22 protein-coding genes are annotated in these 24,334 nt (G+C 56.6%); 11 read left to right on the top strand and 11 right to left on the bottom strand.

Features of this window, described 5'->3' with window-relative positions; translation table 11 throughout:
* The first annotated feature begins 114 nt into the window (after positions 1-114).
* On the top strand, positions 115-939 hold the full coding sequence (locus ACVCAM_RS19545) for a protein bax (RefSeq protein ID WP_021242459.1): 825 nt from the start codon (positions 115-117) through the stop codon (positions 937-939).
* Positions 940-977: 38 nt separating this feature from the next.
* Here the strand turns inward: ACVCAM_RS19545 and xylR are convergent, their stop codons facing one another.
* The 4 genes from xylR to xylF all read right to left on the bottom strand — a co-directional run bounded on the left by xylR (position 978) and on the right by xylF (position 5,955).
* The gene (gene xylR, locus ACVCAM_RS19540; RefSeq protein WP_023345227.1) at positions 978-2,156 is read right to left on the bottom strand and encodes a D-xylose utilization transcriptional activator XylR; all 1,179 of its coding nucleotides are present in this window, start codon (positions 2,154-2,156) and stop codon (positions 978-980) included.
* Positions 2,157-2,189: 33 nt separating this feature from the next.
* Positions 2,190-3,371, bottom strand: coding sequence for a xylose ABC transporter permease XylH (xylH, locus tag ACVCAM_RS19535; RefSeq protein ID WP_008502744.1), 1,182 nt, complete (start codon positions 3,369-3,371; stop codon positions 2,190-2,192).
* Positions 3,349-4,890 carry a xylose ABC transporter ATP-binding protein gene (locus ACVCAM_RS19530; protein WP_008502745.1) on the bottom strand — a complete coding sequence of 514 codons (1,542 nt, stop codon included), beginning with the start codon at positions 4,888-4,890 and terminating at the stop codon, positions 3,349-3,351. Before ACVCAM_RS19530 ends, xylH begins: the two co-directional genes overlap by 23 nt.
* Before the next feature lie 72 nt (positions 4,891-4,962).
* Entirely contained in the window at positions 4,963-5,955 is a 993-nt protein-coding gene (xylF, locus tag ACVCAM_RS19525; RefSeq protein ID WP_008502746.1) for a D-xylose ABC transporter substrate-binding protein, read from the bottom strand.
* 371 nt (positions 5,956-6,326) lie between these two features.
* Here xylF and xylA point away from each other — a divergent pair, with 371 nt between their 5' ends.
* The 4 genes from xylA to ACVCAM_RS19505 all read left to right on the top strand — a co-directional run bounded on the left by xylA (position 6,327) and on the right by ACVCAM_RS19505 (position 10,734).
* The gene (gene xylA, locus ACVCAM_RS19520) at positions 6,327-7,649 is read left to right on the top strand and encodes a xylose isomerase (RefSeq protein WP_119312291.1); all 1,323 of its coding nucleotides are present in this window, start codon (positions 6,327-6,329) and stop codon (positions 7,647-7,649) included.
* A gap of 67 nt (positions 7,650-7,716) precedes the next feature.
* Positions 7,717-9,171, top strand: a complete 1,455-nt coding sequence (gene xylB / locus ACVCAM_RS19515; RefSeq protein WP_407222951.1) for a xylulokinase — start codon at positions 7,717-7,719, stop codon at positions 9,169-9,171.
* Positions 9,172-9,274: 103 nt separating this feature from the next.
* Positions 9,275-9,814, top strand: a complete 540-nt coding sequence (locus ACVCAM_RS19510; RefSeq protein WP_008502749.1) for an isochorismatase family protein — start codon at positions 9,275-9,277, stop codon at positions 9,812-9,814.
* Positions 9,814-10,734, top strand: coding sequence for a GlxA family transcriptional regulator (locus tag ACVCAM_RS19505; protein WP_023326456.1), 921 nt, complete (start codon positions 9,814-9,816; stop codon positions 10,732-10,734). The genes ACVCAM_RS19510 and ACVCAM_RS19505 overlap by 1 nt, the downstream gene beginning before the upstream one ends.
* On the opposite strand, the gene ACVCAM_RS19500 is transcribed toward ACVCAM_RS19505, so the two are convergent.
* Entirely contained in the window at positions 10,727-11,722 is a 996-nt protein-coding gene (locus ACVCAM_RS19500) for an acyltransferase (protein ID WP_181368051.1), read from the bottom strand. The two genes, ACVCAM_RS19505 and ACVCAM_RS19500, sit on opposite strands and share 8 nt — an antisense overlap.
* Positions 11,723-11,904: 182 nt before the next feature.
* Between ACVCAM_RS19500 and ACVCAM_RS19495 the strand changes: the two genes are divergently transcribed.
* The 4 genes from ACVCAM_RS19495 to ACVCAM_RS19480 all read left to right on the top strand — a co-directional run bounded on the left by ACVCAM_RS19495 (position 11,905) and on the right by ACVCAM_RS19480 (position 17,210).
* Positions 11,905-12,210, top strand: a complete 306-nt coding sequence (locus tag ACVCAM_RS19495; protein WP_021242465.1) for a YsaB family lipoprotein — start codon at positions 11,905-11,907, stop codon at positions 12,208-12,210.
* A gap of 160 nt (positions 12,211-12,370) precedes the next feature.
* Positions 12,371-13,282, top strand: a complete 912-nt coding sequence (gene glyQ, locus ACVCAM_RS19490; RefSeq protein WP_003860141.1) for a glycine--tRNA ligase subunit alpha — start codon at positions 12,371-12,373, stop codon at positions 13,280-13,282.
* A gap of 9 nt (positions 13,283-13,291) precedes the next feature.
* Positions 13,292-15,361: a glycine--tRNA ligase subunit beta gene (gene glyS / locus ACVCAM_RS19485; protein WP_008502753.1), complete on the top strand. Its 2,070-nt coding sequence runs from the start codon at positions 13,292-13,294 to the stop codon at positions 15,359-15,361.
* Positions 15,362-15,590: 229 nt separating this feature from the next.
* The gene (locus ACVCAM_RS19480; protein WP_025910499.1) at positions 15,591-17,210 is read left to right on the top strand and encodes an ABC-F family ATP-binding cassette domain-containing protein; all 1,620 of its coding nucleotides are present in this window, start codon (positions 15,591-15,593) and stop codon (positions 17,208-17,210) included.
* Between the two features lie 39 nt (positions 17,211-17,249).
* On the opposite strand, the gene ACVCAM_RS19475 is transcribed toward ACVCAM_RS19480, so the two are convergent.
* Complete coding sequence (locus ACVCAM_RS19475) at positions 17,250-17,537, bottom strand: HTH-type transcriptional regulator (protein ID WP_008502755.1); 288 nt, start codon at positions 17,535-17,537, stop codon at positions 17,250-17,252.
* A 331-nt stretch (positions 17,538-17,868) separates the two neighbouring features.
* Between ACVCAM_RS19475 and ACVCAM_RS19470 the strand changes: the two genes are divergently transcribed.
* Both ACVCAM_RS19470 and cspE read left to right on the top strand, forming a co-directional pair.
* The gene (locus ACVCAM_RS19470; RefSeq protein WP_008502756.1) at positions 17,869-18,579 is read left to right on the top strand and encodes a DUF3053 domain-containing protein; all 711 of its coding nucleotides are present in this window, start codon (positions 17,869-17,871) and stop codon (positions 18,577-18,579) included.
* A gap of 247 nt (positions 18,580-18,826) precedes the next feature.
* A complete protein-coding gene (gene cspE, locus ACVCAM_RS19465) occupies positions 18,827-19,039 on the top strand; it encodes a transcription antiterminator/RNA stability regulator CspE (protein WP_003860775.1) in 213 nt (70 codons plus the stop codon).
* Between the two features lie 58 nt (positions 19,040-19,097).
* On the opposite strand, the gene ghrB is transcribed toward cspE, so the two are convergent.
* The 5 genes from ghrB to ACVCAM_RS19440 all read right to left on the bottom strand — a co-directional run bounded on the left by ghrB (position 19,098) and on the right by ACVCAM_RS19440 (position 24,308).
* Positions 19,098-20,072 carry a glyoxylate/hydroxypyruvate reductase GhrB gene (gene ghrB, locus ACVCAM_RS19460; protein WP_306699774.1) on the bottom strand — a complete coding sequence of 325 codons (975 nt, stop codon included), beginning with the start codon at positions 20,070-20,072 and terminating at the stop codon, positions 19,098-19,100.
* A 27-nt stretch (positions 20,073-20,099) separates the two neighbouring features.
* Entirely contained in the window at positions 20,100-21,380 is a 1,281-nt protein-coding gene (locus ACVCAM_RS19455; RefSeq protein WP_021242469.1) for an MFS transporter, read from the bottom strand.
* Between the two features lie 116 nt (positions 21,381-21,496).
* Positions 21,497-22,435, bottom strand: coding sequence for a sugar kinase (locus ACVCAM_RS19450; protein ID WP_407222953.1), 939 nt, complete (start codon positions 22,433-22,435; stop codon positions 21,497-21,499).
* Between the two features lie 3 nt (positions 22,436-22,438).
* Entirely contained in the window at positions 22,439-23,188 is a 750-nt protein-coding gene (locus ACVCAM_RS19445) for a sugar phosphate isomerase/epimerase family protein (RefSeq protein WP_025910491.1), read from the bottom strand.
* 103 nt (positions 23,189-23,291) lie between these two features.
* On the bottom strand, positions 23,292-24,308 hold the full coding sequence (locus ACVCAM_RS19440; protein WP_023345235.1) for a LacI family DNA-binding transcriptional regulator: 1,017 nt from the start codon (positions 24,306-24,308) through the stop codon (positions 23,292-23,294).
* Between the last annotated feature and the right edge of the window lie 26 nt (positions 24,309-24,334).

Below are 24,334 nucleotides of genomic sequence, written 5' to 3'. Positions count from 1 at the left end.
GGACTATTTCTATACGTGCTCTTGAAGTCTATTTTTGATATGATTTGAGATTCCGCTCTCAAATTTGTGAAAAAAATAAGGTGTTGGGATGATTACATCCGACCAGGAGACCTAATGATATCGACTCCCATTCGACGATATGGGGCTGCGATACTCATGTTACTCACCACGGCATTTTCGGGTGGGGTGCTTGCGAAGACGCACACGGATACAACGAGTAAGAAAGCCCACGTAATAAAGACGACAAGTAGTAAGGTTAGCAGTAAACAAGAGTATTCTCGCAATAGTGCAAAGAGTAGTTCACTTCCTGATTTGCGAAAATACCCTTCCGGAACACCAAGGAAAAAAGCGTTTCTCCGGACGGTAATGCCTTACATCACGAGTCAAAATGCCGCGATTACTGCGGATCGTAACTGGCTGATTTCCAAACAGTACGATAGCCGCTGGTCGCCATCCGAGCGCGCGCGTCTGAAAGATATCACGAAGCGCTATAAGCTGAGCTGGAACGGGAACACGCGTCGTGTGCCGTGGAATGCTCTCCTTGAGCGTGTGGATATCATCCCGGGCAGCATGGTTGCGACCATGGCTGCAGCCGAAAGCGGCTGGGGAACGTCTAAGCTTGCGCGTAACAACAACAACCTTTTCGGCATGAAATGCGTGAAAGGTCGTTGTACGAATGCGCCTGGCAAGGTGAAAGGCTATTCGCAGTTTGAATCCGTGAAGGATTCCGTGAACGCCTACGTGGTGAATCTGAACACGCACCCGGCCTACTCATCGTTCCGTAAATCACGCGCTCAGCTGCGTAAAGCGGACCAGGAAGTGACGGCCAGTACGATGATCCACAAGCTGAAAGGGTATTCGACGAAGGGACAGAGCTATAACAACTATCTGTTCGCCATGTACCAGGATAACCAGCGCTTAATCGCCGCTCATATGTAATCTCAAAAAACGCCTTCCACTGGAAGGCGTTTTCTTTTCTATATCAGCACCTCGCTGTGGCGATCCCGATACTCCTTCGGCGTGGTGTCATACTCTTTGCGGAACACCGAGTAGAAATATTGCAGCGACGGGTAACCGCACATCTGCGAGATTTCGTTGATCGACAGCGACGTGGAAACGAGCAGGCTGCGTGCTTTCTCCAGCTTTTCAGCATGGATGACGGCATGAATGGTTTCGCCCACCTCTTCTTTAAAACGCTTCTCCAGATTCGAACGCGAAATGCCCACCGAATCCAGCACCTGATCGACCTTAATCCCTTTGCAGGCGTGGTTGCGAATATAGTGCATGGCCTGAATGACGGCCGGGTCGCTTAAGGAGCGATAATCGGTCGAGCGACGTTCCACGACGCGAACCGGTGGCACCAGCAGGCGCTGAAGCGGCAGAGATTCTTTATCCAGCAGACGGTGCAGCAGCTTCGCCGCCTGATAGCCCATTTGACGCGTGCCCTGAGCCACGGAAGAGAGCGCCACGCGGGACAGATAGCGGGTAAGCTCTTCGTTATCAATGCCAATCACGCACAGCTTTTCGGGCACCGGAATGTGTAAGTGTTCGCAGACCTGCAGCACGTGCCGCGCGCGGGCGTCCGTCACGGCAATAATGCCGGTTTGCGGCGGAAGCGTTTGCAGCCAGTCAGCGAGACGGTTCTGCGCGTGCTGCCAGTTTTCCGGGGCAGTTTCCAGCCCCTGATAGACCACGCCGCGATACTTCTCCTGCGCGACCAGCTGGCAAAATGCGTGTTCACGCTCAACGGCCCAGCGCTTGCCGCTGGTGGCGGGTAAACCATAAAACGCGAAGCGGTGGACGCCTTTCTCTTTTAAATGGAGAAACGCGGCTTCAACCAGGGCATGGTTATCGGTGGCAATATAGTGAACCGGCGGATAGTGTTCGGGCGAGTGGTAGGAGCCGCCGACGCCCACGATCGGCACGTCGACGTCGGTCAGCAGCTGTTCAATGACGGGGTCGTCATAGTCGGCGATGACGCCATCGCCCAGCCAGTCTTTAATGTTCTCCAGACGGGTGCGGAAATCTTCTTCAATAAAAATATCCCATTCGGATTGCGACGCCTGCAAATATTCACCCACGCCTTCTACCACCTGACGGTCATAGGCTTTGTTGGCATTGAATAACAACGTAATGCGGTGACGCTTTTCAAACATGGCTCACTTCCCAATTAAGTCACAATACCGTTATCAGGCCCGTCGCTTGGTGGCCGAGTCCATCCAGACTGCCAGTAAAAGAATGGCTCCCTTGACGATATACTGCCAAAACGTCGGGACGTCCATCATACTCATCCCGTTATCCAACGACGCCATGATAAATGCCCCCATCACCGCGCCCGCGACGCTGCCGATACCCCCTGCGAGGCTGGTGCCGCCAATAACGCAGGCGGCGATAGCATCCAGCTCGGCGATGTTGCCCGCGGAGGGAGAACCGGCCCCCAGGCGCGAGCTGAGGATCAGCCCGGCGATGGCGACCATCAGGCCGTTAATGGCGAAGACCGCGAGTTTGGTGCGTTCGACGTTAATCCCCGACAAACGGGCAGCCTCAAGGTTGCCGCCGATGGCATAAATACGGCGGCCAAACGCGGTGCGCGTCGCCATAAACATGCCGCCCAGCAGCAAAAGCGCCAGCAGCAGGACGGGGGTCGGGACACCGCGATAGTCATTCAGAAGCCAGATGGCACCCAGCACAATGACCGCCGTCAGCGCCTGACGTCCCACCACCGAGGTTGATGCTGGCGACGCCAGCCCCAGCGCCTGACGGCGCATGCGTCCACGCCACTGCCACGCGACAAACGCCAGCAGCCCCGCCACGCCGATGGTAAAGCCCACGCCATCCGGGAGATAGCTTTGACCAATCTGCGACATGGCCGCGCTGGTCGGGGAGACGGTGGTACCGTTGGTGATGCCGATTAAGATCCCGCGGAAGGCCAGCATCCCCGCCAGGGTGACAATGAACGACGGCACTTTACGGTAGGCTACCCACCAGCCGTTCCAGGCCCCCAGAACCAGACCCAGCACCAGCGTGACCGCCACGGTCAGCGGCAGCGGCCAGCCGAGCCAGACGTCAAAAATGGCCGCCACGCCGCCGAGGAGCCCCATCATCGAGCCGACCGACAGATCGATTTCCGCGGAGATAATCACGAACACCATGCCCACGGCCAGAATGCCGGTGATAGCGGTCTGGCGGAGCAGGTTGGAGACGTTACGCGCGCTCAGGTACGAGCCATCGGTCATCCAGGTAAAGAAGAGCATGATGACGATAATGGCCGCGATCATCACGAACACCTGCAGGTTCAGCGCTTTTAGCCCTGCGAACGCACCGGGCGTCGGAACGGCGACTTTGATATCAGACGGATTGCTTTTCGACATGACGTTCGCTCCTTAAAGCGGCTTCCATCACCTGCTCCTGCGTCAGGTTCTGGTTAATCAGATTGGCTTTCAGTTTTCCCTCGTGCATGACCAGCACGCGGTCGCTCAGGCCGAGCACTTCGGGTAACTCAGACGAGATGACAATGACGGCAATCCCTTGCTGTACAAGCTGATTAATCAGTTTGTAGATTTCATATTTGGCACCGATATCAATCCCGCGCGTGGGCTCATCGAGGATTAATATGCGCGGGTTGAGCAGCAGGCAGCGCGCCAGAATCGCCTTCTGCTGGTTGCCGCCGCTCAGGCGGCCAATGGCCAGTTCCGGTGAGGAGGTTTTGACCTTCAGACGGGCAAGCGACTGGAGGATGCACTGCTGCTCGGCGGCATCGTCCAGGCTGCTCAGCGCGCCGGAGAAGCGATCGAGTGCCGCAAGCGTAATGTTTTTCCCCACTGCCATGACCGGCACGATGCCGTCCTTTTTGCGGTCTTCCGGCACCATAGCAATGCCGTGGGCAATCGCCTGCTGGCAGTTGTCGATTTTCACCGGCTGGCCGTCGATATAAATCGTGCCCTCCCAGCGCCCCGGCCATACGCCAAACAGACACTGTACGGCCTCCGTGCGCCCGGCACCGACTAACCCGGCAATACCGAGAATTTCGCCGCTGTGCAGAGAAAACGAGACGTTATTGACGCGCTTAATGTGGCGGTTAACGGGGTGCCACGCGGTCAGGTTTTCCACGCGCAGCACTTCATCACCTTTGGTGTGAGGCTCATTCGGGTAGAGCGCCGTCAGCTCGCGCCCCACCATCATGGTGATGATGTCATCTTCGCTCATGCCCGCGGCTTCACGCGTGCCGATGTGCTGACCGTCGCGGATCACGCAGATGGTGTCCGAAATGGCTTTGACCTCGTTAAGCTTGTGCGAAATGTAGATACAGGCGATGCCGTGGTTTTGCAGATCGCGGATGATATTGAGCAGAACCGCGGTTTCCTGTTCGGTGAGCGAGGCCGTTGGCTCATCGAGGATCAGCAGCCTGACCTGCTTATTGAGCGCTTTAGCGATTTCAACCAGCTGCTGTTGCCCCAGGCCCAAGTCGCCCACGCGGGTATCCGGTGAAATGTGGAGGCTCACCTGCGCCAGCAGCTTTTCACAGCGGAGCGTCATGGTGTCGTAATCCAGCACGCCGTGGCGGGAGATTTCGGCTCCGAGGAAAATGTTCTCCAGCACGGTGAGATGTTTCACCAGCGCCAGTTCCTGGTGGATGATGGCGATACCTTTGCGTTCGGTATCGCGAATGTGAGTTGCCTGGATCACTTCGCCGGCAAAGACGATTTCGCCTTCGTAGCTGCCGTGCGGGTAGATCCCACACAGCACTTTCATCAGCGTTGACTTGCCTGAACCGTTCTCGCCACACAGCGAAACCACTTCGCCGGGATTTAGCCGGAGACTGACGTTGTCGACGGCTTTCACCGTGCCGAAGCGCTTGGTGATGCTTTTCATTTCAAGTAAATAAGGCATAACTGCTCCACATAACCCGAGGAAAGAACAGTGCAACGTGATGCGCCCCCGCAGAGCAGGGGCCGCGCCGGATTACAGTTCGCTCTTCTTGTGGAAACCGTCCTTAATGACGGTGGCGTCAATGTTCTCTTTATTGACTTCAATAGGGGTGAGCAGGCGAGCCGGAACGTCTTTCAGCCCGTTATTCAGCGTGGCGTCTGCTTTTGGTTGCTTACCGTTGCCCAGTTCCACGGCGATTTCCGCCGCCGTATTGGCCAACTCGGTAATCGGTTTGTAGACCGTCATGGTTTGGGTGCCGGCGATAATACGTTTTACGCCAGCCAGATCGGCATCTTGCCCTGAAATGGCGACTTTACCCGCCAGCCCCTGGGCGCTCAGGGCCTGAATCGCACCGCCTGCGGTGGCATCGTTGGAGGCCACAACCGCGTCAATTTTGTTGTTGTTGGCCGTCAGCGCGTTTTCCATAATCTTCAGGGCGTTTTCGGGTAACCATCCGTCGGCCCACTGATCGCCAACCACTTTTATTTTCCCGTTATCGATGTACGGTTTAAGGACCTTCATTTGCCCTTCGCGGAACAGCTTGGCGTTGTTATCTACCGGCGAGCCGCCCATCAGGAAATAATTGCCCTGAGGCACTTTGTCGATCAGGCTTTGTGCCTGTAATTCGCCGACTTTTTCATTGTCGAACGAAATATAATAATCAATGTCCGCATTATTAATCATGCGGTCATAGGCCAGCACTTTTATGCCTTCTTGTTTGGCTTCTTTCACCACGTTACTTAATACCTGGCCGTTATAGGGGATAATGACCAGCACATCGACGCCGCGGTTAATCATATTCTCGATCTGCGACATTTGCGTTTCTTCGTTGCCGTTAGCTGACTGAACAAACACATTCGCACCGAGTGATTCCGCTTTCTTCACAAAAATATCGCGATCTTTTTGCCAGCGCTCCAGACGCAGGTCGTCAATCGCCATGCCAATTTTGACCTCCTTGGCATGCCCTGCAAAGCTTGCAAGGAGGAGCGTAGTGCAGAGCGTTAGGGTCAGGTTCTTTATCTTCATAATTATTAGGCCTTTTTGTAGGGGTATGTGTTGCTGAGATAAAAGAAACATTCACTGCTGGGACGCAGCAAATTTTTAACGCGGAAAGGCAGGCTGGCAATTACAGATTTTTATCTTCTCATTATGATATTTGGTTTATTTCTGAATTTATGACCGCGATCGGATTTTAAAATACGTAACGTCTTAATTACATTTGATTCTGGAATCCGCGCCGAAAAATAGTTTGCCTGCGCATTATTTTGCGAGCCAGCGCACAGTTGTGCATTCTCTCAATAGCAGTGTGAAATAACGTAATTGAGCAACCCAAAATGTCTATTCACTATTACTCCTGTATCAACGACTCGCCGCATACCCTGATTATGGAGCTCAATATGCAAGCTTATTTCGACCAACTCGATCGTGTTCGTTACGAAGGCCCAAAAACGACCAATCCTTTAGCATTTCGTCACTACAACCCGGATGAGCTGGTGCTGGGTAAGCGCATGGAAGATCATCTGCGCTTTGCCGCCTGTTACTGGCATACCTTCTGCTGGAACGGCGCCGATATGTTCGGCGTGGGCTCCTTTGACCGCCCGTGGCAGCAGCCGGGTGAGGCCATCGAACTGGCAAAGCGCAAAGCCGATGTGGCGTTTGAGTTCTTCCACAAGCTGAACGTGCCGTACTACTGCTTCCATGACGTTGACGTGTCGCCGGAAGGGGCGTCGCTGAAAGAGTACCTGAACAACTTTGCGCAGATGGTGGATGTACTGGCGGCAAAACAGCAGGAAAGCGGCGTGAAGCTGCTGTGGGGCACGGCAAACTGCTTCACTAACCCACGCTACGGCGCAGGTGCGGCAACCAACCCGGATCCGGAAGTGTTTAGCTGGGCGGCCACGCAGGTGGTGACGGCAATGAATGCCACGCATCAGCTGGGCGGCGAAAACTATGTCCTGTGGGGAGGCCGTGAAGGCTATGAAACCCTGCTCAACACCGACCTGCGTCAGGAGCGCGAGCAGATTGGCCGCTTTATGCAGATGGTTGTCGACCACAAGCACAAAATCGGCTTCCGCGGCACGCTGTTGATTGAGCCAAAACCGCAGGAACCGACGAAGCACCAGTATGACTACGACGTGGCGACGGTGTATGGCTTCCTGAAGCAGTTCGGTCTGGAAAAAGAGATCAAAGTGAACATTGAAGCCAACCACGCCACGCTGGCGGGCCACTCTTTCCACCACGAGATCGCGTCGGCGATTGCGCTGGGCATCTTCGGCTCTGTCGATGCGAACCGTGGCGATGCACAGCTGGGCTGGGACACCGATCAGTTCCCGAACAGCGTTGAAGAGAATGCGCTGGTGATGTATGAGATCGTCAAAGCGGGCGGCTTCACTACCGGCGGCCTGAACTTTGACGCCAAGGTGCGTCGCCAGAGCACCGACAAATACGATCTGTTCTACGGCCACATTGGCGCGATGGACACCATGGCGCTGGCGCTGAAGGTAGCGGCACGTATGATTGAAGACGGCGAGCTCGATAAACGCGTGGCGAAGCGCTACAGCGGCTGGAACAGTGAGCTGGGCCAGCAAATTTTGAAAGGTCAGTTATCGCTTGCGGAGATCGCGAAGTACGCTGAACACCATCAGCTGGCGCCGCAGCACCAGAGCGGGCACCAGGAGCTGCTGGAAAATCTGGTCAACCACTACCTGTTCGATAAATAACGGCATCCAGCTTGTAGGCCCGGTAAGCGCAGCGCCACCGGGCATTTTCACTTAAGGAATCCACTATATGTATATCGGGATCGATCTGGGCACATCGGGTGTGAAAGCCATCCTGTTAAGCGAGCAGGGCGACGTGTTAGCAACGCAGACTGAAAAGCTGCAGGTTTCACGTCCGCATCCGCTGTGGTCGGAACAGGGCCCGGAGCAGTGGTGGCAGGCAACGGAACGTGCAATCAAGGCGTTAGGTGAACAGCATTCTCTGCGTGACGTGAAAGCGCTGGGGATTGCCGGGCAAATGCACGGTGCAACCTTGCTGGACAGCGAGCATCGCGTGTTGCGTCCTGCGATCCTCTGGAATGACGGCCGCTGTGCGGAAGAGTGTGCGCTTCTTGAGGCGCGCGTACCTACGTCTCGTGAGATTACCGGCAACCTGATGATGCCCGGCTTTACCGCGCCCAAGCTGCTGTGGGTGCAGAGACACGAGCCGGAGATTTTCCGGCAGGTGGCGAAAGTCCTGCTGCCGAAAGACTATCTGCGCTTTCGTATGACGGGCGATTTTGCTTCCGACATGTCCGATGCCGCCGGCACGATGTGGCTCGACGTGGCGAAACGTGACTGGAGCGAGGCGATGCTGGATGCCTGCCACCTGACCCGTGAACACATGCCCGCGCTATTCGAAGGTAGCGAGGTAACAGGCACATTGCTGCCGGACGTTGCGGAACGCTGGAATATGTCTGCCGTGCCGGTGGTTGCCGGGGGCGGTGACAATGCCGCAGGGGCCGTGGGCGTCGGCATGGTTGAGGCAGGTCAGGCGATGCTGTCGCTGGGAACCTCTGGCGTCTATTTTGCCGTCAGTGACGGCTATCGCAGCAATCCCGAAAGCGCGGTGCACAGTTTCTGTCATGCGCTGCCAGGAAAATGGCATTTGATGTCGGTGATGCTGAGTGCAGCGTCGTGCCTGGACTGGGCGGCGAAGCTGACCGGGATGGCCGATGTTCCTGCGTTGATTGCCGCAGCACAGCAGGCGGATGAAAATGCCGGTACCGTCTGGTTTTTACCGTATCTGTCAGGCGAGCGTACGCCACACAACAATCCGGAAGCGAAAGGGGTGTTCTTTGGCTTAACCCATCAGCATGGTCCGGCAGAACTGGCGCGTGCGGTTCTCGAAGGCGTCGGATATGCGCTGGCTGACGGAATGGACGTGGTTCACGACTGCGGCCTGAAACCCGCAAGCGTCACCCTGATTGGCGGCGGTGCGCGAAGCCCTTACTGGCGACAAATGCTGTCGGACATCAGCGGGTTGCAGCTGGATTTCCGCACCGGTGGCGATGTTGGCCCCGCGCTCGGCGCCGCGCGTCTGGCGCAGATTGCTATGAACCCGGAAAAACAGCTTTCACAACTGCTGCCGCAGCTTACGCTTGAACAGGCGCATTTGCCTGACGCGGCGCGCCATGCGCGGTACGCGGAAAGGCGCGACGTGTTCCGCAAAATCTACCAGCAGCTGCTGCCGCTAATGACGTAAATTCGCTTGTCCGGGAGAGGCACGAGGATGTCCTTTTTTGGTCTGTGCGCGCCTTCCTTTCCTTGCCAGTATGGTGTCACACCCACTGGCGAGGAGAACCATCATGTCACGCATTGCACTCATCAACATTGATACTCAGCAGTCCTTCCATCACCGCAATTACTGGCAGGAGGATGACATTCCCGCGTTTCAGCAGGCGATGCTGGGGCTGATTGAAGGCTGCCAGGCGCGCGGTATTCCGGTCGTTGATATTTTTCATGTGGATGAAGACGGCCCATTTACGCTGGAAAGCGGCTATGTCAAACCGATGGCCTTTTTGCGTCATCAGCCGGATGTGGTTTTCCAGAAACACGTTCATAATGCCTTCACGGATACCGGGCTCGATCGCTGGCTGCGCGAGCGCGATATCAATAGTGTGATTATCTGCGGCATTCGCACGGAGCAATGCTGTGAAACCACCGCCCGGGTGGCATCCGATCTGGGGTATGCTGTGACCTTTGTGAGCGAGGCAACGCTGACGTTCCCCATGACGTACAAGGGCATTACCCTTAGCGCAGCGGACATTCGCCACCGTACCGAAACGGTACTGTCCGGGCGTTTTGCCGACATTAAAACGGTAGCGGAGACGCTGGAGTCACTGTAATGCCCATCGACGTCTGGTTCGTGATGTTGCCCGGGGTGCTGTCATTAGACATGACCGGCCCGGCAGAAACCTTTGTGCTGGCAGGCGACGCGTTTCGTCTGCATTACATTGGCCCGCAGCCGGAGGTTCCGACGTCGATAGGTCTGACGATGAGCGGCATCCAGCCGTTGCCGGAAAGCCTGTCTCCGGGCAGCTTGCTGGTCCTGCCGGGGGTGAGCGACTCCCGCTTTCAGTTCTCAACCCCGCAGGCGCAGCAGATTCAGCACTGGCTGATGCGCCGGCAGCCGCAGATCCAGCGCCAGGAAATCACCGTGATGTGCGTCTGTTCAGGAGCGTTGCTGGCGGCGAAATCGGGCCTGCTGAATAACAAACAGTGCACAACTCACCATGACGTTATCAGCCGTTTACGCACCGCGGCCCCTACGGCGACGATTAAAGAAAACCGCATCTTTGTGCAGGACGAGAACATCTGGACCAGCGCGGGGATCACGTCGGGCATCGACCTGGCGCTGCATATGATTAACCGCCTGTGCGGCCCCGAAAAGGCGCTGAATGTGGCGCGCGAGATGGTGGTCTGGTTCCGCCGTTCTGGTGACGATCCCCAGCTCTCCCCGTGGCTACGCTACCGCAATCATCTTCATCCGGCGATTCATCGGGCGCAGGATGCGCTCACAGCCGAGCCGCAAAAAGCGTGGAACTTGCCTGATATCGCCGCGCTGGCGCACGTCAGCCCGCGCCATCTCACCCGGCTTTTCCAGACACATTTAGGGATTAGCGTCCGCGATTATCTGGAGCAGCTGCGTCTGGCGGTGGCGGAACAGTGGCTATTGCAGGGGCGCGGCGTGGAGCAGGCTTCCCTGGCGGCAGGGTTTTCCTCCCCGCGCCAGTACCATCGCGCCCGGCAGCGAAGCGTTAGCTGACGAAGCGGCGAACGTCTATTTTTTGCAGCAGCATCGACAGCAGCAGGCTGATCGCCAGGGTCGCAGCAAAAATCCAGATGATATCCAGCACCGGCCAGGTTTTAAGCTCGACGCCTCGTGTCCGAAGCGCGTGGATCACCAGCGCGTGAAAACCGTAAATCCCGAGAGAGTGTCGTGAAATGACGCTCAGTACGGGAAGGTGACGCGCATTCAGGGTGTTTTTAACGAGCGTGAGCAGCGATACGGCACAGATAAAGACCATCGGCCCGCAGTAGAGATACCAGGTATCGGCAAAATTACCGCGCCATTGAAGCTCATGCAGCGTCCCGCGTGAAATCACCGCCACGCCGGCGATAAACAGTGCCCCGCAGAGCCAGTTCAGACCGCGTTTTTGCGTGTCCATCATCCCGATGGCGCGCCCCAGCATGCCGTAAAGCACGTAATAGAAGGTATCGCCGTTGATATAGAGGTTCACCGGCAGCCACTCAAATCCGTCGATTTTCTGCGAGACCGTATTCGGGTTGGCGACAATGCCAATCACCACCATCAGGGCCAGAAGCATTTTCCCGCTGACGTTTTTCACCTGAATGAGCGGAGAGACCAGATAGATCACGATAATGGCGAAGAAGAACCACAGGTGGTAGAACACCGGTTTTTGCAGCAAATATTTGAGGGATAACCCGGCGTTAATGGAGGTGAACAGGGTGATATAGAGCAGGGCAACGGCGCTGTAGAACCCCAGGCAGGCCGCGATGCGGATGAAGTGCCGCGGCTGCGCGCTGCGTTCGCCAAAAAAGAGAAAGCCAGAAATCATAAAGAACAGCGGCACGCTGACGCGCGACGCAGAGTTGAGAATATTGGCGATATCCCAGTTAACGGGGCTGATGCTGTGGGCGTTCGTGACGTACCAGGTCGTCGTGTGGATCATGACCACCATCAGACACGCTATTCCTCGCAGGTTATCAATCCAGTTAATTTTTGACGGCATCAGTTCCTCGTATTCCCTGTAAAGTGAATGTGACTCCCATTGTCCAAAAGTCTTCGTTTGGAAAATTCTGAGTTTTATTCGCAGGCTTGCCGGGAGACCGCGAGATTCGCAGAATGGCTGACCATAATCTATAAACGTATTGATACTAAAAATAACAGCCACTGACCAGGACGGTAATAAAAATGATGATGAAGCGTGTGGCATCACTCATTCTGCTTTTCATGCTGGCGGGATGCAGTGCGCCACAAGAAGCACCAGTGCAAAAAGCCCAGCAGGGCAAAATGAGCCCGGAACGTTCACTGAATATGGAGTCACTCTGCAAGGACCAGGCCGCACGCCGCTATAACTCGGACGTGCAGAAAATCAACGTCACCGGGTTTGAGCGCTTTCAGGGCAGCTATGAGCTCAAGGGCTATACGGCGCGTAAAGAAGGCTTTGTCTGCTCGTTTGATGCGGACGGCCAGTTTTTACACCTCTCCATGCGCTAGCCTGCTCGCATAATCAACAGCCAGACGCCGTCAGCGCCCTGGCGTGAATGCTTATTTCCCAATTTTCCCTAAACAACCCCGTTTCGTACTGTATATCTTGCAGCCAGCGGGTATACTGGTCCCTTCCATTTAAAACCACACGTATCCAGCACGAAATACTATGCAAAAGTTTGATACCAAGACCTTCCAGGGCCTGATCCTGACCTTACAGGATTACTGGGCTCGTCAGGGCTGTACCATTGTTCAACCTTTGGACATGGAAGTCGGCGCCGGCACTTCACACCCGATGACCAGCCTGCGCGCGTTGGGGCCAGAGCCAATGGCGACCGCGTATGTGCAGCCTTCCCGTCGTCCGACCGATGGTCGTTACGGTGAGAACCCGAACCGTCTGCAGCATTACTATCAGTTCCAGGTGGTGATTAAGCCATCACCCGACAACATTCAGGAACTGTACCTCGGGTCGCTGAAAGAGCTGGGTATGGATCCCACCATCCACGACATCCGTTTCGTGGAAGATAACTGGGAAAACCCAACGCTGGGTGCCTGGGGTCTGGGTTGGGAAGTGTGGCTGAACGGCATGGAAGTGACCCAGTTCACTTACTTCCAGCAGGTTGGCGGTCTGGAATGTAAGCCGATCACCGGTGAGATCACCTACGGTCTGGAACGTCTGGCGATGTACATTCAGGGCGTAGACAGCGTTTACGACCTGGTCTGGAGCGACGGCCCGCTGGGTAAAACCACCTACGGCGACGTGTTCCATCAGAACGAAGTGGAACAATCCACCTATAACTTCGAATACGCGGACGTGGACTTCCTGTTCACCTGCTTCGAGCAGTATGAGAAAGAAGCGCAGCAGCTGCTGGCGCTGGAGACTCCGCTGCCGCTGCCTGCCTACGAGCGTATTCTGAAGGCCGCCCACAGCTTCAACCTGCTGGACGCCCGCAAAGCGATCTCCGTGACTGAACGTCAGCGCTACATTCTGCGTATTCGCACCCTGACCAAAGCCGTTGCAGAAGCTTACTATGCGTCCCGTGAAGCCCTTGGCTTCCCGATGTGCAACCGAAACAAATAAGAGGCGGCCATGTCTGAGAAAACTTTCCTGGTGGAAATTGGCACCGAAGAGCTGCCACCAAAAGCCCTGCGCAGCCTGGCTGAATCTTTTGCTGCGAACGTGACTGCCGAGCTGGATAACGCTGGCCTGGCGCACGGTAAAATTGAGTGGTTTGCTGCTCCGCGTCGTCTGGCGCTGAAAGTGGCAAACCTGGCGGCGTCTCAGCCGGATCGCGAAGTCGAAAAACGTGGCCCGGCGATTGCCCAGGCGTTTGACGCGGAAGGCAAGCCGAGCAAAGCGGCGGAAGGCTGGGCGCGCGGCTGCGGCATCACCGTCGATCAGGCCGAGCGTCTGACCACCGATAAAGGTGAGTGGCTGCTGTATCGTGCCCATGTGAAAGGCGAAAGCGCGGAAGCGCTGCTGCCGGACATGATTGCCACGTCTCTGGCGAAGCTGCCCATTCCTAAGCTGATGCGCTGGGGCGCGTCCGATGTGCACTTCGTGCGTCCGGTTCACACCGTGACCCTGCTGCTGGGCGACACCGTTATTCCGGCGACCATTTTGGGCGTGGCGTCCGATCGCGTGATTCGCGGCCACCGCTTTATGGGCGAGCCTGAGTTCACCATCGACAATGCCGACCAGTATCCGCAAATCCTGCTGGAGCGCGGCAAGGTCATTGCTGACTATGAACAGCGTAAAGCCAAAATCAAAGCGGACGCGGAAGACGCGGCGCGTAAGATTGGCGGTAAAGCCGATCTGAGCGACAGCCTGCTGGAAGAAGTGACCTCGCTGGTGGAATGGCCGGTTGTGCTGACCGCGAAGTTCGAAGAGAAATTCCTGGCCGTTCCGGCTGAAGCGCTGGTTTACACCATGAAGGGTGACCAGAAGTACTTCCCGGTCTATGCCAACGACGGCAAGCTGCTGCCAAACTTCATTTTCGTGGCGAACATCGAATCGAAAGATCCGAGCCAGATTATCTCCGGTAACGAGAAGGTCGTGCGCCCACGTCTGGCGGATGCCGAGTTCTTCTTCAACACCGACCGTAAAAAGCGTCTGGAAGATCATCTTCCACGCCTGCAGACCGTACTGTTCCAGCAGCAGCTGGGTACGCTGCGCGACAAGACCGACCGTATTGCGGAGCTGTCCGGCTGGATCGCTCGTGAAATCGGTGCCGACGTTAACCACGCGACGCGTGCGGGCCTGCTCTCCAAGTGTGACCTGATGACCAACATGGTGTTCGAATTTACCGACACCCAGGGCGTGATGGGCATGCACTACGCGCGTCACGATGGCGAAGCGGAAGACGTGGCGGTTGCCCTGAACGAGCAGTATCAGCCGCGCTTTGCGGGTGACGAACTGCCGTCCAACCCGGTAGCTTGTGCTGTCGCAATTGCCGATAAGATGGACACCCTGGCGGGTATCTTCGGTATCGGCCAGCATCCGAAAGGCGACAAAGACCCGTTTGCGCTGCGTCGTGCTGCGCTCGGCGTGCTGCGTATCATCGTTGAGAAGAACCTGAACCTGGATCTGCAGACCCTGACCGAAGAAGCGGTGCGTCTGTACGGCGACAAGCTGACCAACGCCAACGTTGTGGATGACGTGATCGACTTTATGCTCGGTCGTTTCCGCGCCTGGTATCAGGATGAAGGTTACACCGTCGACACCATTCAGGCGGTGCTGGCGCGTCGTCCGACCCGTCCGGCTGATTTCGATGCGCGTATGAAGGCGGTTTCCCACTTCCGTACGCTGGAAGCGGCATCTGCTCTGGCGGCGGCCAACAAGCGTGTCTCCAACATCCTGGCGAAGTCCGACGAGACGCTGAACGAGCGTGTGAACGCCGCGACGCTGAAAGAGCCGGAAGAGATCGCCCTGGCGATGCAGGTTGTGGTGCTGCGCGACAAGCTCGAGCCGGTCTTCGCGGAAGGTCGCTACCAGGAAGCGCTGGTGGAGCTGGCCGAGCTGCGTGACGTCATCGACGCCTTCTTCGAGAAAGTGATGGTAAACGTAGAAGATAAAGAGCTGCGTATTAACCGTCTCTCTATGCTCGAGAAACTGCGTGAGCTGTTCCTGCGCGTGGCGGATATTTCGCTGCTGCAGTAATGTGCCCGTTGTGACAAATGCTAAAAACCCGCTTCGGCGGGTTTTTTTATAGTGTGTTGCTGAAAATTTAACCTTGAAATGGTCAACCCATTCCCGCTATCCTTATCCCCGTTAACTTTCTCGCGCTGGAGTGCCCCCCAAAAATGAACAAACACGACTGATGAATTTCGATCCTTGCTAAACGCCATCGCGTCGGCAGGGGATGTTTTGATTTCATTCAGGAGTGCTTATGGCTCATTTTGCGCAGTCCCCTTCTTTTATTTTGCATCAGGTCACCTGTCAGTTTCCGACGGGCGATACCCTTTTTGGTCCGCTGAATCTCACGCTGGAACCCTCCCTGTGTGCGCTGGTTGGCCGCAACGGCAGCGGAAAAACGCGTCTGCTGCGTCTGCTGTCGGGGCTGGACGAACCGGCTACCGGTCATATTGAACGCTTTGGCTCGCATGCCTGGGTGGCGCAGCAGCATGTTATTTCTTCGCAGACGACGCTGGCTGAACTTCTCGGGTATGACGCGATTTTTGCGGCGCGTAAGCGCATTGACAGCGGTGATTATCAGCCTGACGATCTGGCGTTACTCGACGGCCACTGGGATATAGCCGAACGTCTGAGCGAAGCGTTTATCAATGCGACGCTCCCACCGTTTGAGCCTGATAAGCCCGCCATAGAACTCAGCGGCGGCGAGCGCATCCGCGCCCTGCTGTGCGGGGCGTTTACGGCGGGCGCGGACTTTCTTCTGCTGGACGAACCGACTAACCATCTGGATCGACAAGGCCGGGTGTGGTTCTACGACCAGTTGAGTCGGTATCAGGGCGGCGTGCTGGTGGCCTCTCATGACCGCGAACTTCTGGAGCAGGTGCCGCGTATTCTTGAGCTGAGCGCCTCGGGTCTGCGCAGCTACGGCGGAAATTATGCGGATTATCAAGCCCAGCGCGATGCCGAACAGCAGGCTGCCCGCGCGGCGCTGGAACATGCGGCAACCGAGCGCAAACGCACCCGCGCGCGCATGCAAAAAGAGCATGATGACAGCCAGCGGCGGTCGGCAAAGACGTTACGCACCGTCGATACCCTGAATATCGCATCGTTCGAGCGGGTCAAATATAAAGGCGCGGCAAAGGAGCGGATTGGCTCCTGGAAAAAACAGCACAGCGAGCAAAATGAAGCGCTGAACGCCGCGGTTAACAAGGCGCGTGAGCGGGTTGAAGACGATAACCCGGTCATGTTCACCCTGCCGGGAAGTCAGATCCCGGAGGGGAAGCAGGTGCTGGTGCTGGAGGATCTGGTGCTGCAGCATGTACCTGTTCCTCCGCTCAACTGGCGGATGGACGGACCGATGCGTGTGGCGTTAAAGGGGCCGAACGGCTGCGGGAAGTCGACGCTGTTAAAAACCCTCCTCGGCGAGGTTGCCCCACGGTCGGGTAGCTGTAAAGTGTCCGTCAGCTGCGCTTATCTCGACCAGCATCTCTCCCGGTTCGATCTCTCGCAGTCGGTCATGACGCATCTCAATTTGAGTCATACCCCTCTGGAAGAGGGGGTATTGCGAACCCGTTTAGCGCAGCTTCAACTGGGGGCTGACAAAGTGATGCTCCCATTGGCGGCGCTCAGCGGCGGTGAGCGTCTTAAGGCTGCCCTGGCCTGCGTGCTGTGGCGCGCGGAAGCCACGCAGCTTCTGCTGCTGGATGAACCGACCAACCATCTGGATCTGGCTTCAGTCCAGGCCATTGAAGCGGCGCTGGCCGGTTTCCCTGGGGCACTGCTGGTGGTATCACACGATGAGGCGTTTTTAAGCGGCTTAACGTTAACGCATGCGCTGGTGTGGGAAGAGGCGGGGTGGCGTTGTGATAGCCTGTAAAACACAAGCCCCCGCAAAGGCGGGGGCATTCAATCTTCACTACGCGATCTGCTTGCTGAGTGCAGGGTTGGCCTGAATCAGGCGCATCAGCCGTAACTCGGTTGGGGTGGGTTTCTCACGTTTTGACTCCCACTCCTGCACCATAGCCACGCTGACACCCATCGCTCTGGCGAATTCTTCGGTTTTCAGTCCTGTCCCTTTGCGCAATTGCTCATATTCTGTAAAGGGATTGGATTTTTGTTGCAGGGTAATCGTCTGCGGTACATCTTTAAAAATGATCTGTTCCAGGCTACTCAGCAGCTCAAACTCAGGATCTTTATATTCCATTGAGGACTCCTCTTAAATCTCACATCGTGATCAAGAACATCAGAGAGCCAGTTAAGAATAGTCCCTAATACCAACCCAGGATCGTCACGGGTGTGATTAATCGTGCGGTAACGATCGCTGTATCCGATTCAGCAATATGGAGAGTTATGCTAATTCCCTGATTAGTCATATGTCGGCTTCGCCAGGTATTTTTTTGTAAATGGTAAGAAATAAATCGGCAATAGCCGTTTTGCATGAAAAGAGTATCTTGCAAGGCTGACCTGGACTATCCTTGTCAGCGTCGGGCACGCGTGTGCCGGTGTGCGCTTTTTTGGGTGAAAGGAGTAATAAAATGGCGACAGGAAAGTCCTGCTCTCGCTGGTTTGCGCCTATTGCGGCGTTGTTGATGGTTGTTAGCCTGAGTGGGTGTTTTGATAAAGAAGGCGATCAGCGCAAAGCGTTTATCGATTTTCTGCAGAATACAGTGATGCGCAGCGGCGAGCGGTTGCCAACGCTGACTGCGGATCAGAAAAAGCAGTTTGGCCCCTTTGTGTCCGATTACGCCATTCTTTATGGTTATTCACAGCAGGTGAGCCAGGCGATGGATTCCGGTATCCGCCCGGTAGTGGATAGCGTGAACGCCATCCGCGTTCCACAGGATTACATGACGCAGCGTGAACCATTGCGCCAGTCCAACGGTGCGCTTGGCGTGCTGAGCCAGCAGCTGCAGAATGCGAAAATGCAGGCTGACGCGTCACGTTCTGCGCTGAAGCAGGGCGACGATCTCAAACCGGTCTTCGACAAAGTGTATGAGAAAGTGGTGACCAAACCGTCAGAAGCACTGCAGCCGTTGATTCCGGCCGCGCAAATCTTCACGCAGCAGCTGGTCCAGGTGGGTGACTTTATTGCCCAGCAGAATACGCAGGTAAGCTTTGTTGCCAACGGTATTCAGTTCCCGACCTCCCAGCAGGCAAGCCAGTACAATACGCTGATTGGGCCGCTGGCCTCTCAGCATCAGGCCTTTAGCCAGGCCTGGAGTGCCGCAGTCGCTGCCACAGAATAAACCGAAAAAACCCCGCTTCTGGCGGGGTTTTTTTATGCGTTGCGAAAATAACGCTTGTCATTCCTCTACCACATCGGTATAACTATTCCCGTCGGTTTGTTACACAGACCTAAAGCAGTTTAGTAAAGCAGTCCAGATTGTTATCCATAGATACCCTTCGTAGTGACCCTTCCTTCATCGCTTAAAAATCTGTAACGCAATCCATCAAGCCGGAAGGCACAATATATTTGTTAATAAGGTAATTTCTATGTCTGCTAAAATGACTGGTCTGGTAAAATGGTTCAACGCTGATAAAGGTTTCGGCTTCATCACTCCTGACGATGGCTCTAAAGACGTGTTCGTACACTTCTCTGCTATCCAGAACGATGGCTACAAATCTCTGGACGAAGGTCAGAAAGTGTCCTTCACCATCGAAAGCGGCGCTAAAGGCCCAGCAGCTGGTAACGTTGTAAGCCTGTAAGCTTCCAACCCAGTAGCAAAGAATTTAAAAACCCGCCTTCTGGCGGGTTTTTTCGTTTCTACCGTTGCACCTGCGGGTTCACGCAGTTTCTCTCCACCTTTCCGCTAAGGGCGGCAATAAGGTTATCGACCGCGGTGGCCGCCATGTTGTAGCGCGTCTCATGGGTGGCTGAGCCGATGTGGGGCAGGGCAACCACGTTAGGCATTGTCAGCAGCGGGGAGTCCACCGGCAGCGGCTCCTGCTCAAACACGTCCAGACCTGCTGCATGGATCTCACCGTTTTTCAGGGCCTCAATCAGCGCCTTCTCATCCACCACCGGGCCACGACCCGCATTGATGAAAATGGCTGACCTCTTCATTTTTTCAAACGCCTCTTTGCCGATCAGATGACGGGTTTCGTCCGTTAGCGGCAGAACCAGGCAGACAAAATCGGCTTCCTGCAGCAGGGTATCCAGCTCGCAGTAACGGGCGTTGAAGCGTTCTTCGGCTTCACTGTGATGGCGACGCGCGTTATACAGAATCGGCATGTTAAAACCAAAATGCGCGCGCTGCGCCAGCGCCAGCCCGATACGCCCCATACCGACAATGCCCAGCGTTTTGCAGTGAACATCCACACCGAACCAGTCCGGACCAATGCTTTTTGTCCATTCGCCCGCTTTGACGCGCTCAGCCACTTCCACCACGCGACGGGCCGTGGTGAGCATGAGCGCCATCAGCGTATCGGCCACGGTTTCCGTCAGAGCATGCGGGGTATGCATCAGCAGGATTTTGCGGGCGTTAAGCGCATCCACGTCGAAGTTGTCGTAACCCACGGAAACGGTTGAGGTAGCACGAAGCTTCGGCATTTTCTCCAGCAGGGCGACATCTACTTTTTCGCTTGAACCCAGCAGGCCTTCCGCGCTCGCGAACGCGTCGGCATGCTGTGCCACGGTTTCCGGGCGCAGGTTCTTCACCTGCGTGACGGTGAAGTGCTCTTCAAGGCGTTTCTGCAGATCTTCCGGCAGGGTTTTATACAAAATGACGGACGGCTTCATGCTAATCTCCGTTGATTTTTTAAGGATTCAGGCGTGGCGAGCGCCGACAGGGTGTTGTTGATTATTAGCAGGCTTAACAATCAGAGTAAGCCATACCGAGGCGAAAAGCGCCACCCCCATAAAGATGTACGATGCGGATGGGCTGCCGGTGGCACCGTTCAGGTAACCGACGAACCAGGAGCCGCAGAACGAACCCAGCGCACCCATACTGTTAATCAGCGCCATCGCCCCCCCCGCCACGTTACGCGGCAGCATCTCGGGGATGATGGCAAAGAACGGTCCGTAAGGGGCGTACATGGCCGCACCGGCAACCACCAGCAGCGTATAAGAGACCCAGAAGTGGTTTGCGCCCACGGCCCAGGAGCCAATAAAGGCGAAGGCAGCAATCAGCAGCAGCGGCCAGACAAAGAGCTTGCGGTTCTGCAGCTTGTCCGACGCCCAGGAAACGATAATCATCGCGATGGTTGCCGCCAGATACGGTACGGATGACAGCCAGCCTACTTCGACCATACCGAGGTTTTCACCGCCGCTGCGGATAATGGACGGCAGCCACAGCACAAAGCCGTACACGCCAATGCTCCAGGTAAAGTACTGCGCGCAGAGCAGGATCACGTTACGCGAGCGGAAGGCTTCACCATAGTTACGCACCGCCTTCAGACCTTGCTGTTCTTTGTCCAGCTGCGCCTGCAGCGCTGCTTTTTCATCTTCGGAAAGCCACTTCGCCTGGGCAGGTTTATCTTTCACCAGCACCCACCAGCAGAAGGCCCAGATAATTGCCGGTACCCCTTCAATGATAAACATCTCGCGCCAGCCGAAGGCCTGGATCAGGTAGCCGGACACCACCGACATCCACAGTACCGTGACCGGGTTACCGAGGATCAGGAAGGTATTCGCGCGCGAGCGCTCAGATTTGGTAAACCAGTTGCTGATGTAGATCAGCATCGCGGGCATAACCGCCGCCTCAACGACGCCGAGGATAAAGCGAATGGCGGCCAGGGCAGGAATATTGTTCACCATGCCGGTCAGCGACGCGCAGGCGCCCCACAGGATCAGACAGATGAAGATCAGCTTACGCACGCTGCGGCGTTCCGCATAGATCGCGCCGGGGATCTGGAAGAAGAAGTAGCCCAGGAAGAAAAGGGCACCCAGCAGGGAGGAGATCCCTTTGGTGATCCCGAGGTCCTCGGTGATCCCTGCGGCGGACGCGAAGCTGAAGTTGGCACGGTCAAGGTACGCCAGGCTGTACGTGATAAACACGATTGGCATGATGTACCACCAGCGTTTTACTGCATTGGTCGAACTGTTCATAGGCTTGCCTCTGTTGTTGAGGTTGTTACCGCCGTTGTCTGTAGGGTACACGGTGGCTTAATTATCTGGTGCGGCTTGCTGCCTCACCCTGGCCCTCTCCCACAGGGAGAGGGAATTTAAACGCCGAGCTGTGCTCGTGTTGGTAATCCTTCGCTGTCGCCCTGCACCTGAATGGCCAGCGAGCCAATCTTGTTGCCTCGCGCGACGGCCTGCGGCAGCGTTTTACCTTCCAGCAGGGCGCTAATCACGCCCACGGCAAAGCCGTCACCTGCGCCGACGGTGTCGACGACGTTCTCGACCTTCACTGCCGCGACCGCGCCCTGCTCGCCGTTGGCCGTTTTAAACCACGCGCCATCGGCACCGGTCTTCAGCACCACCGCTTTTACCCCTTTATTCAGGTAGAAGTCGGCGATGCCTTCCGGCGTGCTTTCGCCGGTCAGAATCATCCCTTCTTTCAGGCCTGGCAGAACCCAGTCCGCCCGGAACGCCAGACGGTTCAGTTTCTCCACCATTTCCGCTTCGCTTTTCCACAGCACCGTACGCAGGTTGGGGTCGAACGATAGGGTTTTCCCCTGAGCTTTCATGGTGGTCGCGGCATGATCCAGCAGCTCATACGAGCTGGCAGAGAGTGCCGCGGCTACGCCGCTCAGGTGCAGATGACGTGCGGAGGCAAAGTAATCGGCGTGGTAATCCGCGACAGAAAGGTGGCTTGCAGCCGAGCCTTTGCGGAAATACTCCACGATGGGATCGGTTCCATTTTCGACCTTGGATTTAAGCTGAAAGCCGGTAGGGAAGCGTCCGTCGAGGGTGACCCCTGCAGCATCAATCCCCTCTTTTTTCAGCGAATCGAGAACGAAATGGCCAAAGCTGTCATCCCCCACGCGGCTGACCCAGCCCACGTTCAGGCCGAGACGCGCCAGGCCGGTCGCGACGTTGAGTTCAGCGCCTGCGACGCGTTTGATAAAGTGCTCCACCGCACTCAGCTCGCCCGTTTCGGTGGCGACAAACATGGCCATGGCCTCGCCGATCGTGATGACATCCAGCGTCTTGTGCATGGTTTACTCCTCGCGCAGCAGGTTGACGTAATGGCGGGTAACGGCGGTTAAATCCGACCCTTCCAGCGGGAATTCGATACCGCGCGGGGCATCGGCAGGCAGCTGGCCGAGCAGATCCAGCCAGCGCGCATCGGCGCGGTCCGGTGCGACGGCGCGGAAGTTATCTTTATGCGGCACGGCGGCTTTCACGTGGATATAGCTCACCGCAGGGGCCAGATGACGCGCGGCCTCTTCCGGGGAGTCGCCCACCCACAGCCAGTTCCCCATGTCGAAGGTCAGCGTGACGGGAAGCGCCATTTCCCGACAGGCGGCCTGGAAGCGCTGCATGGGCGCGAGCTGTCCGCAGTCGGTCTGATCGTTCTCCACGACCAACGCCATACCGCTGGTGTTCAATAGCGTACGCAGGGCGTCGAGTGGTTGCGTGTCGCTGAAATGGCCGAGGGAAACCTTCAGCCACAGGGCGTTCAGGGTGTTGGCTTCAGAGAGATAGTGGGGCAGGTCCGGGTTGAGGGTGCCGTCGGGCATAAACAGGGCGGCGGGTGCGGAGTAGCACGCCAGCAGACCCAGCAGCTCAATGGATTCGCCCAGCGCGGGCAGCGCCAGCAGCTCTTCGCTGTTGAACAGTTCCCGGCGGATCTCCACGCCGTCTGCCCCCGCGCCAGCAATAACGGGGAGCATCGCCCGTTGACCGCCCGCCTGTCGCACCTGTTCCGCACCGTACGCGGCGGTGACCACCATAATTTTCCTGCCCATCTTCGGACTCCATCGCAACATATCAATACTATTACGCTAGATGGAACCGGTTCCAAAGAAAAGGTCAGGATGTTGAATTTATGATCGCTATCACAAGGGAAATTTAACGCGCGGTGGAGCCACGAACGATCAGCTCGCCGGAGAAGACCTGCTCGCGAACGGCATCGCTGGTGCCTTCAATACGACGAACGACTTGTTCAACAGCAGCATAGCCAATCTGCCAGGTGGGCTGTTTGAGGGTAGTAATGCCGACGCCAGCCAGCTCCGCCCACTCCAGTTCATCAAACCCCAGCAGACCGATGTCGCTGCCCCAGTGCAGGCCAATGCGCTTGAGCGAGCGGGCAACCTGCAGCGTCAGCGCCCCGTTGGCGGAGATAACCGCTTTGCGCATCCCACGATGGCGCGTATGGAACTGACGCAGGGTGTTGTCGAGCTGCCCGGCTTCGTGAAGCGGCGTTTCGGCATTTTCGGCGATCACGCCGGGATAACGCTCCAGCGTGGCTCGAAATGCGCTCAGGCGTTCACGTCGGGTATTGACCATCCCCAGCGGTTCACTCAGAAACAGAATGGCCTCGAAGCCCTGTTCAATCAGATGTTCGGTGGCGGTCGTGGCGGCCTGGATGTTATCCAGCCCGACCACGTCGCAGGCAAATTCCGGGATTTTACGGTCGATGAGGACCATGGGCAGGGAGGATTGCTGCAGGCGATTCAAGCCTTCTTCACGCATGCCTACCGCGTTGACCACAATCCCTTCCACCTGATAGCTGCGCAGCAGGTCGAGATAATGCAGCTCCTGGTCGACTTCGTTGTTGGTATTACAGACCAGCGGCGTGAAACCCTTCTCGCGACAGGCGGCTTCGATACCGCTGAGCACGTTCACGGAGTAGGGGTTGGTGATATCGGCGATGATCAGCCCGATAAGGCGGGTGCGGCCGCGTTTGAGCCCGCGCGCCATGAGGCTGGGACGGTAGTCGAGATCGGCAATAGCCTGTTCAATACGCGCCAGCAACGCATCGGATAGCAGGTGTTTCTCGCCGTTAAGGTAGCGCGAAATGCTGGTTTTGCCGGTTTTGGCGGCTTTCGCCACGTCGCTGATGGTGGCCCGGGCTGGTTTGCTCATCGCTGATTTCCCTGAATTTAGTGAGA

The sequence above is a fragment of the Enterobacter sp. CFEC122 genome (assembly GCF_052983755.1).
This window is presented reverse-complemented; position numbering and strand designations above follow the sequence as displayed.

Excerpts from the sequence above, each read along its gene's own strand:
- ACVCAM_RS19545 (WP_021242459.1), top strand. The coding sequence starts at position 115 with ATGATATCGACTCCCATTCGACGATATGGGGCTGCGATACTCATGTTA.
- xylR (WP_023345227.1), bottom strand. The coding sequence starts at position 2,156 with ATGTTTGAAAAGCGTCACCGCATTACGTTGTTATTCAATGCCAACAAA.
- xylH (WP_008502744.1), bottom strand. The coding sequence starts at position 3,371 with ATGTCGAAAAGCAATCCGTCTGATATCAAAGTCGCCGTTCCGACGCCC.
- ACVCAM_RS19530 (WP_008502745.1), bottom strand. The coding sequence starts at position 4,890 with ATGCCTTATTTACTTGAAATGAAAAGCATCACCAAGCGCTTCGGCACG.
- xylF (WP_008502746.1), bottom strand. The coding sequence starts at position 5,955 with ATGAAGATAAAGAACCTGACCCTAACGCTCTGCACTACGCTCCTCCTT.
- xylA (WP_119312291.1), top strand. The coding sequence starts at position 6,327 with ATGCAAGCTTATTTCGACCAACTCGATCGTGTTCGTTACGAAGGCCCA.
- xylB (WP_407222951.1), top strand. The coding sequence starts at position 7,717 with ATGTATATCGGGATCGATCTGGGCACATCGGGTGTGAAAGCCATCCTG.
- ACVCAM_RS19510 (WP_008502749.1), top strand. The coding sequence starts at position 9,275 with ATGTCACGCATTGCACTCATCAACATTGATACTCAGCAGTCCTTCCAT.
- ACVCAM_RS19505 (WP_023326456.1), top strand. The coding sequence starts at position 9,814 with ATGCCCATCGACGTCTGGTTCGTGATGTTGCCCGGGGTGCTGTCATTA.
- ACVCAM_RS19500 (WP_181368051.1), bottom strand. The coding sequence starts at position 11,722 with ATGCCGTCAAAAATTAACTGGATTGATAACCTGCGAGGAATAGCGTGT.
- ACVCAM_RS19495 (WP_021242465.1), top strand. The coding sequence starts at position 11,905 with ATGATGATGAAGCGTGTGGCATCACTCATTCTGCTTTTCATGCTGGCG.
- glyQ (WP_003860141.1), top strand. The coding sequence starts at position 12,371 with ATGCAAAAGTTTGATACCAAGACCTTCCAGGGCCTGATCCTGACCTTA.
- glyS (WP_008502753.1), top strand. The coding sequence starts at position 13,292 with ATGTCTGAGAAAACTTTCCTGGTGGAAATTGGCACCGAAGAGCTGCCA.
- ACVCAM_RS19480 (WP_025910499.1), top strand. The coding sequence starts at position 15,591 with ATGGCTCATTTTGCGCAGTCCCCTTCTTTTATTTTGCATCAGGTCACC.
- ACVCAM_RS19475 (WP_008502755.1), bottom strand. The coding sequence starts at position 17,537 with ATGGAATATAAAGATCCTGAGTTTGAGCTGCTGAGTAGCCTGGAACAG.
- ACVCAM_RS19470 (WP_008502756.1), top strand. The coding sequence starts at position 17,869 with ATGGCGACAGGAAAGTCCTGCTCTCGCTGGTTTGCGCCTATTGCGGCG.
- cspE (WP_003860775.1), top strand. The coding sequence starts at position 18,827 with ATGTCTGCTAAAATGACTGGTCTGGTAAAATGGTTCAACGCTGATAAA.
- ghrB (WP_306699774.1), bottom strand. The coding sequence starts at position 20,072 with ATGAAGCCGTCCGTCATTTTGTATAAAACCCTGCCGGAAGATCTGCAG.
- ACVCAM_RS19455 (WP_021242469.1), bottom strand. The coding sequence starts at position 21,380 with ATGAACAGTTCGACCAATGCAGTAAAACGCTGGTGGTACATCATGCCA.
- ACVCAM_RS19450 (WP_407222953.1), bottom strand. The coding sequence starts at position 22,435 with ATGCACAAGACGCTGGATGTCATCACGATCGGCGAGGCCATGGCCATG.
- ACVCAM_RS19445 (WP_025910491.1), bottom strand. The coding sequence starts at position 23,188 with ATGGGCAGGAAAATTATGGTGGTCACCGCCGCGTACGGTGCGGAACAG.
- ACVCAM_RS19440 (WP_023345235.1), bottom strand. The coding sequence starts at position 24,308 with ATGAGCAAACCAGCCCGGGCCACCATCAGCGACGTGGCGAAAGCCGCC.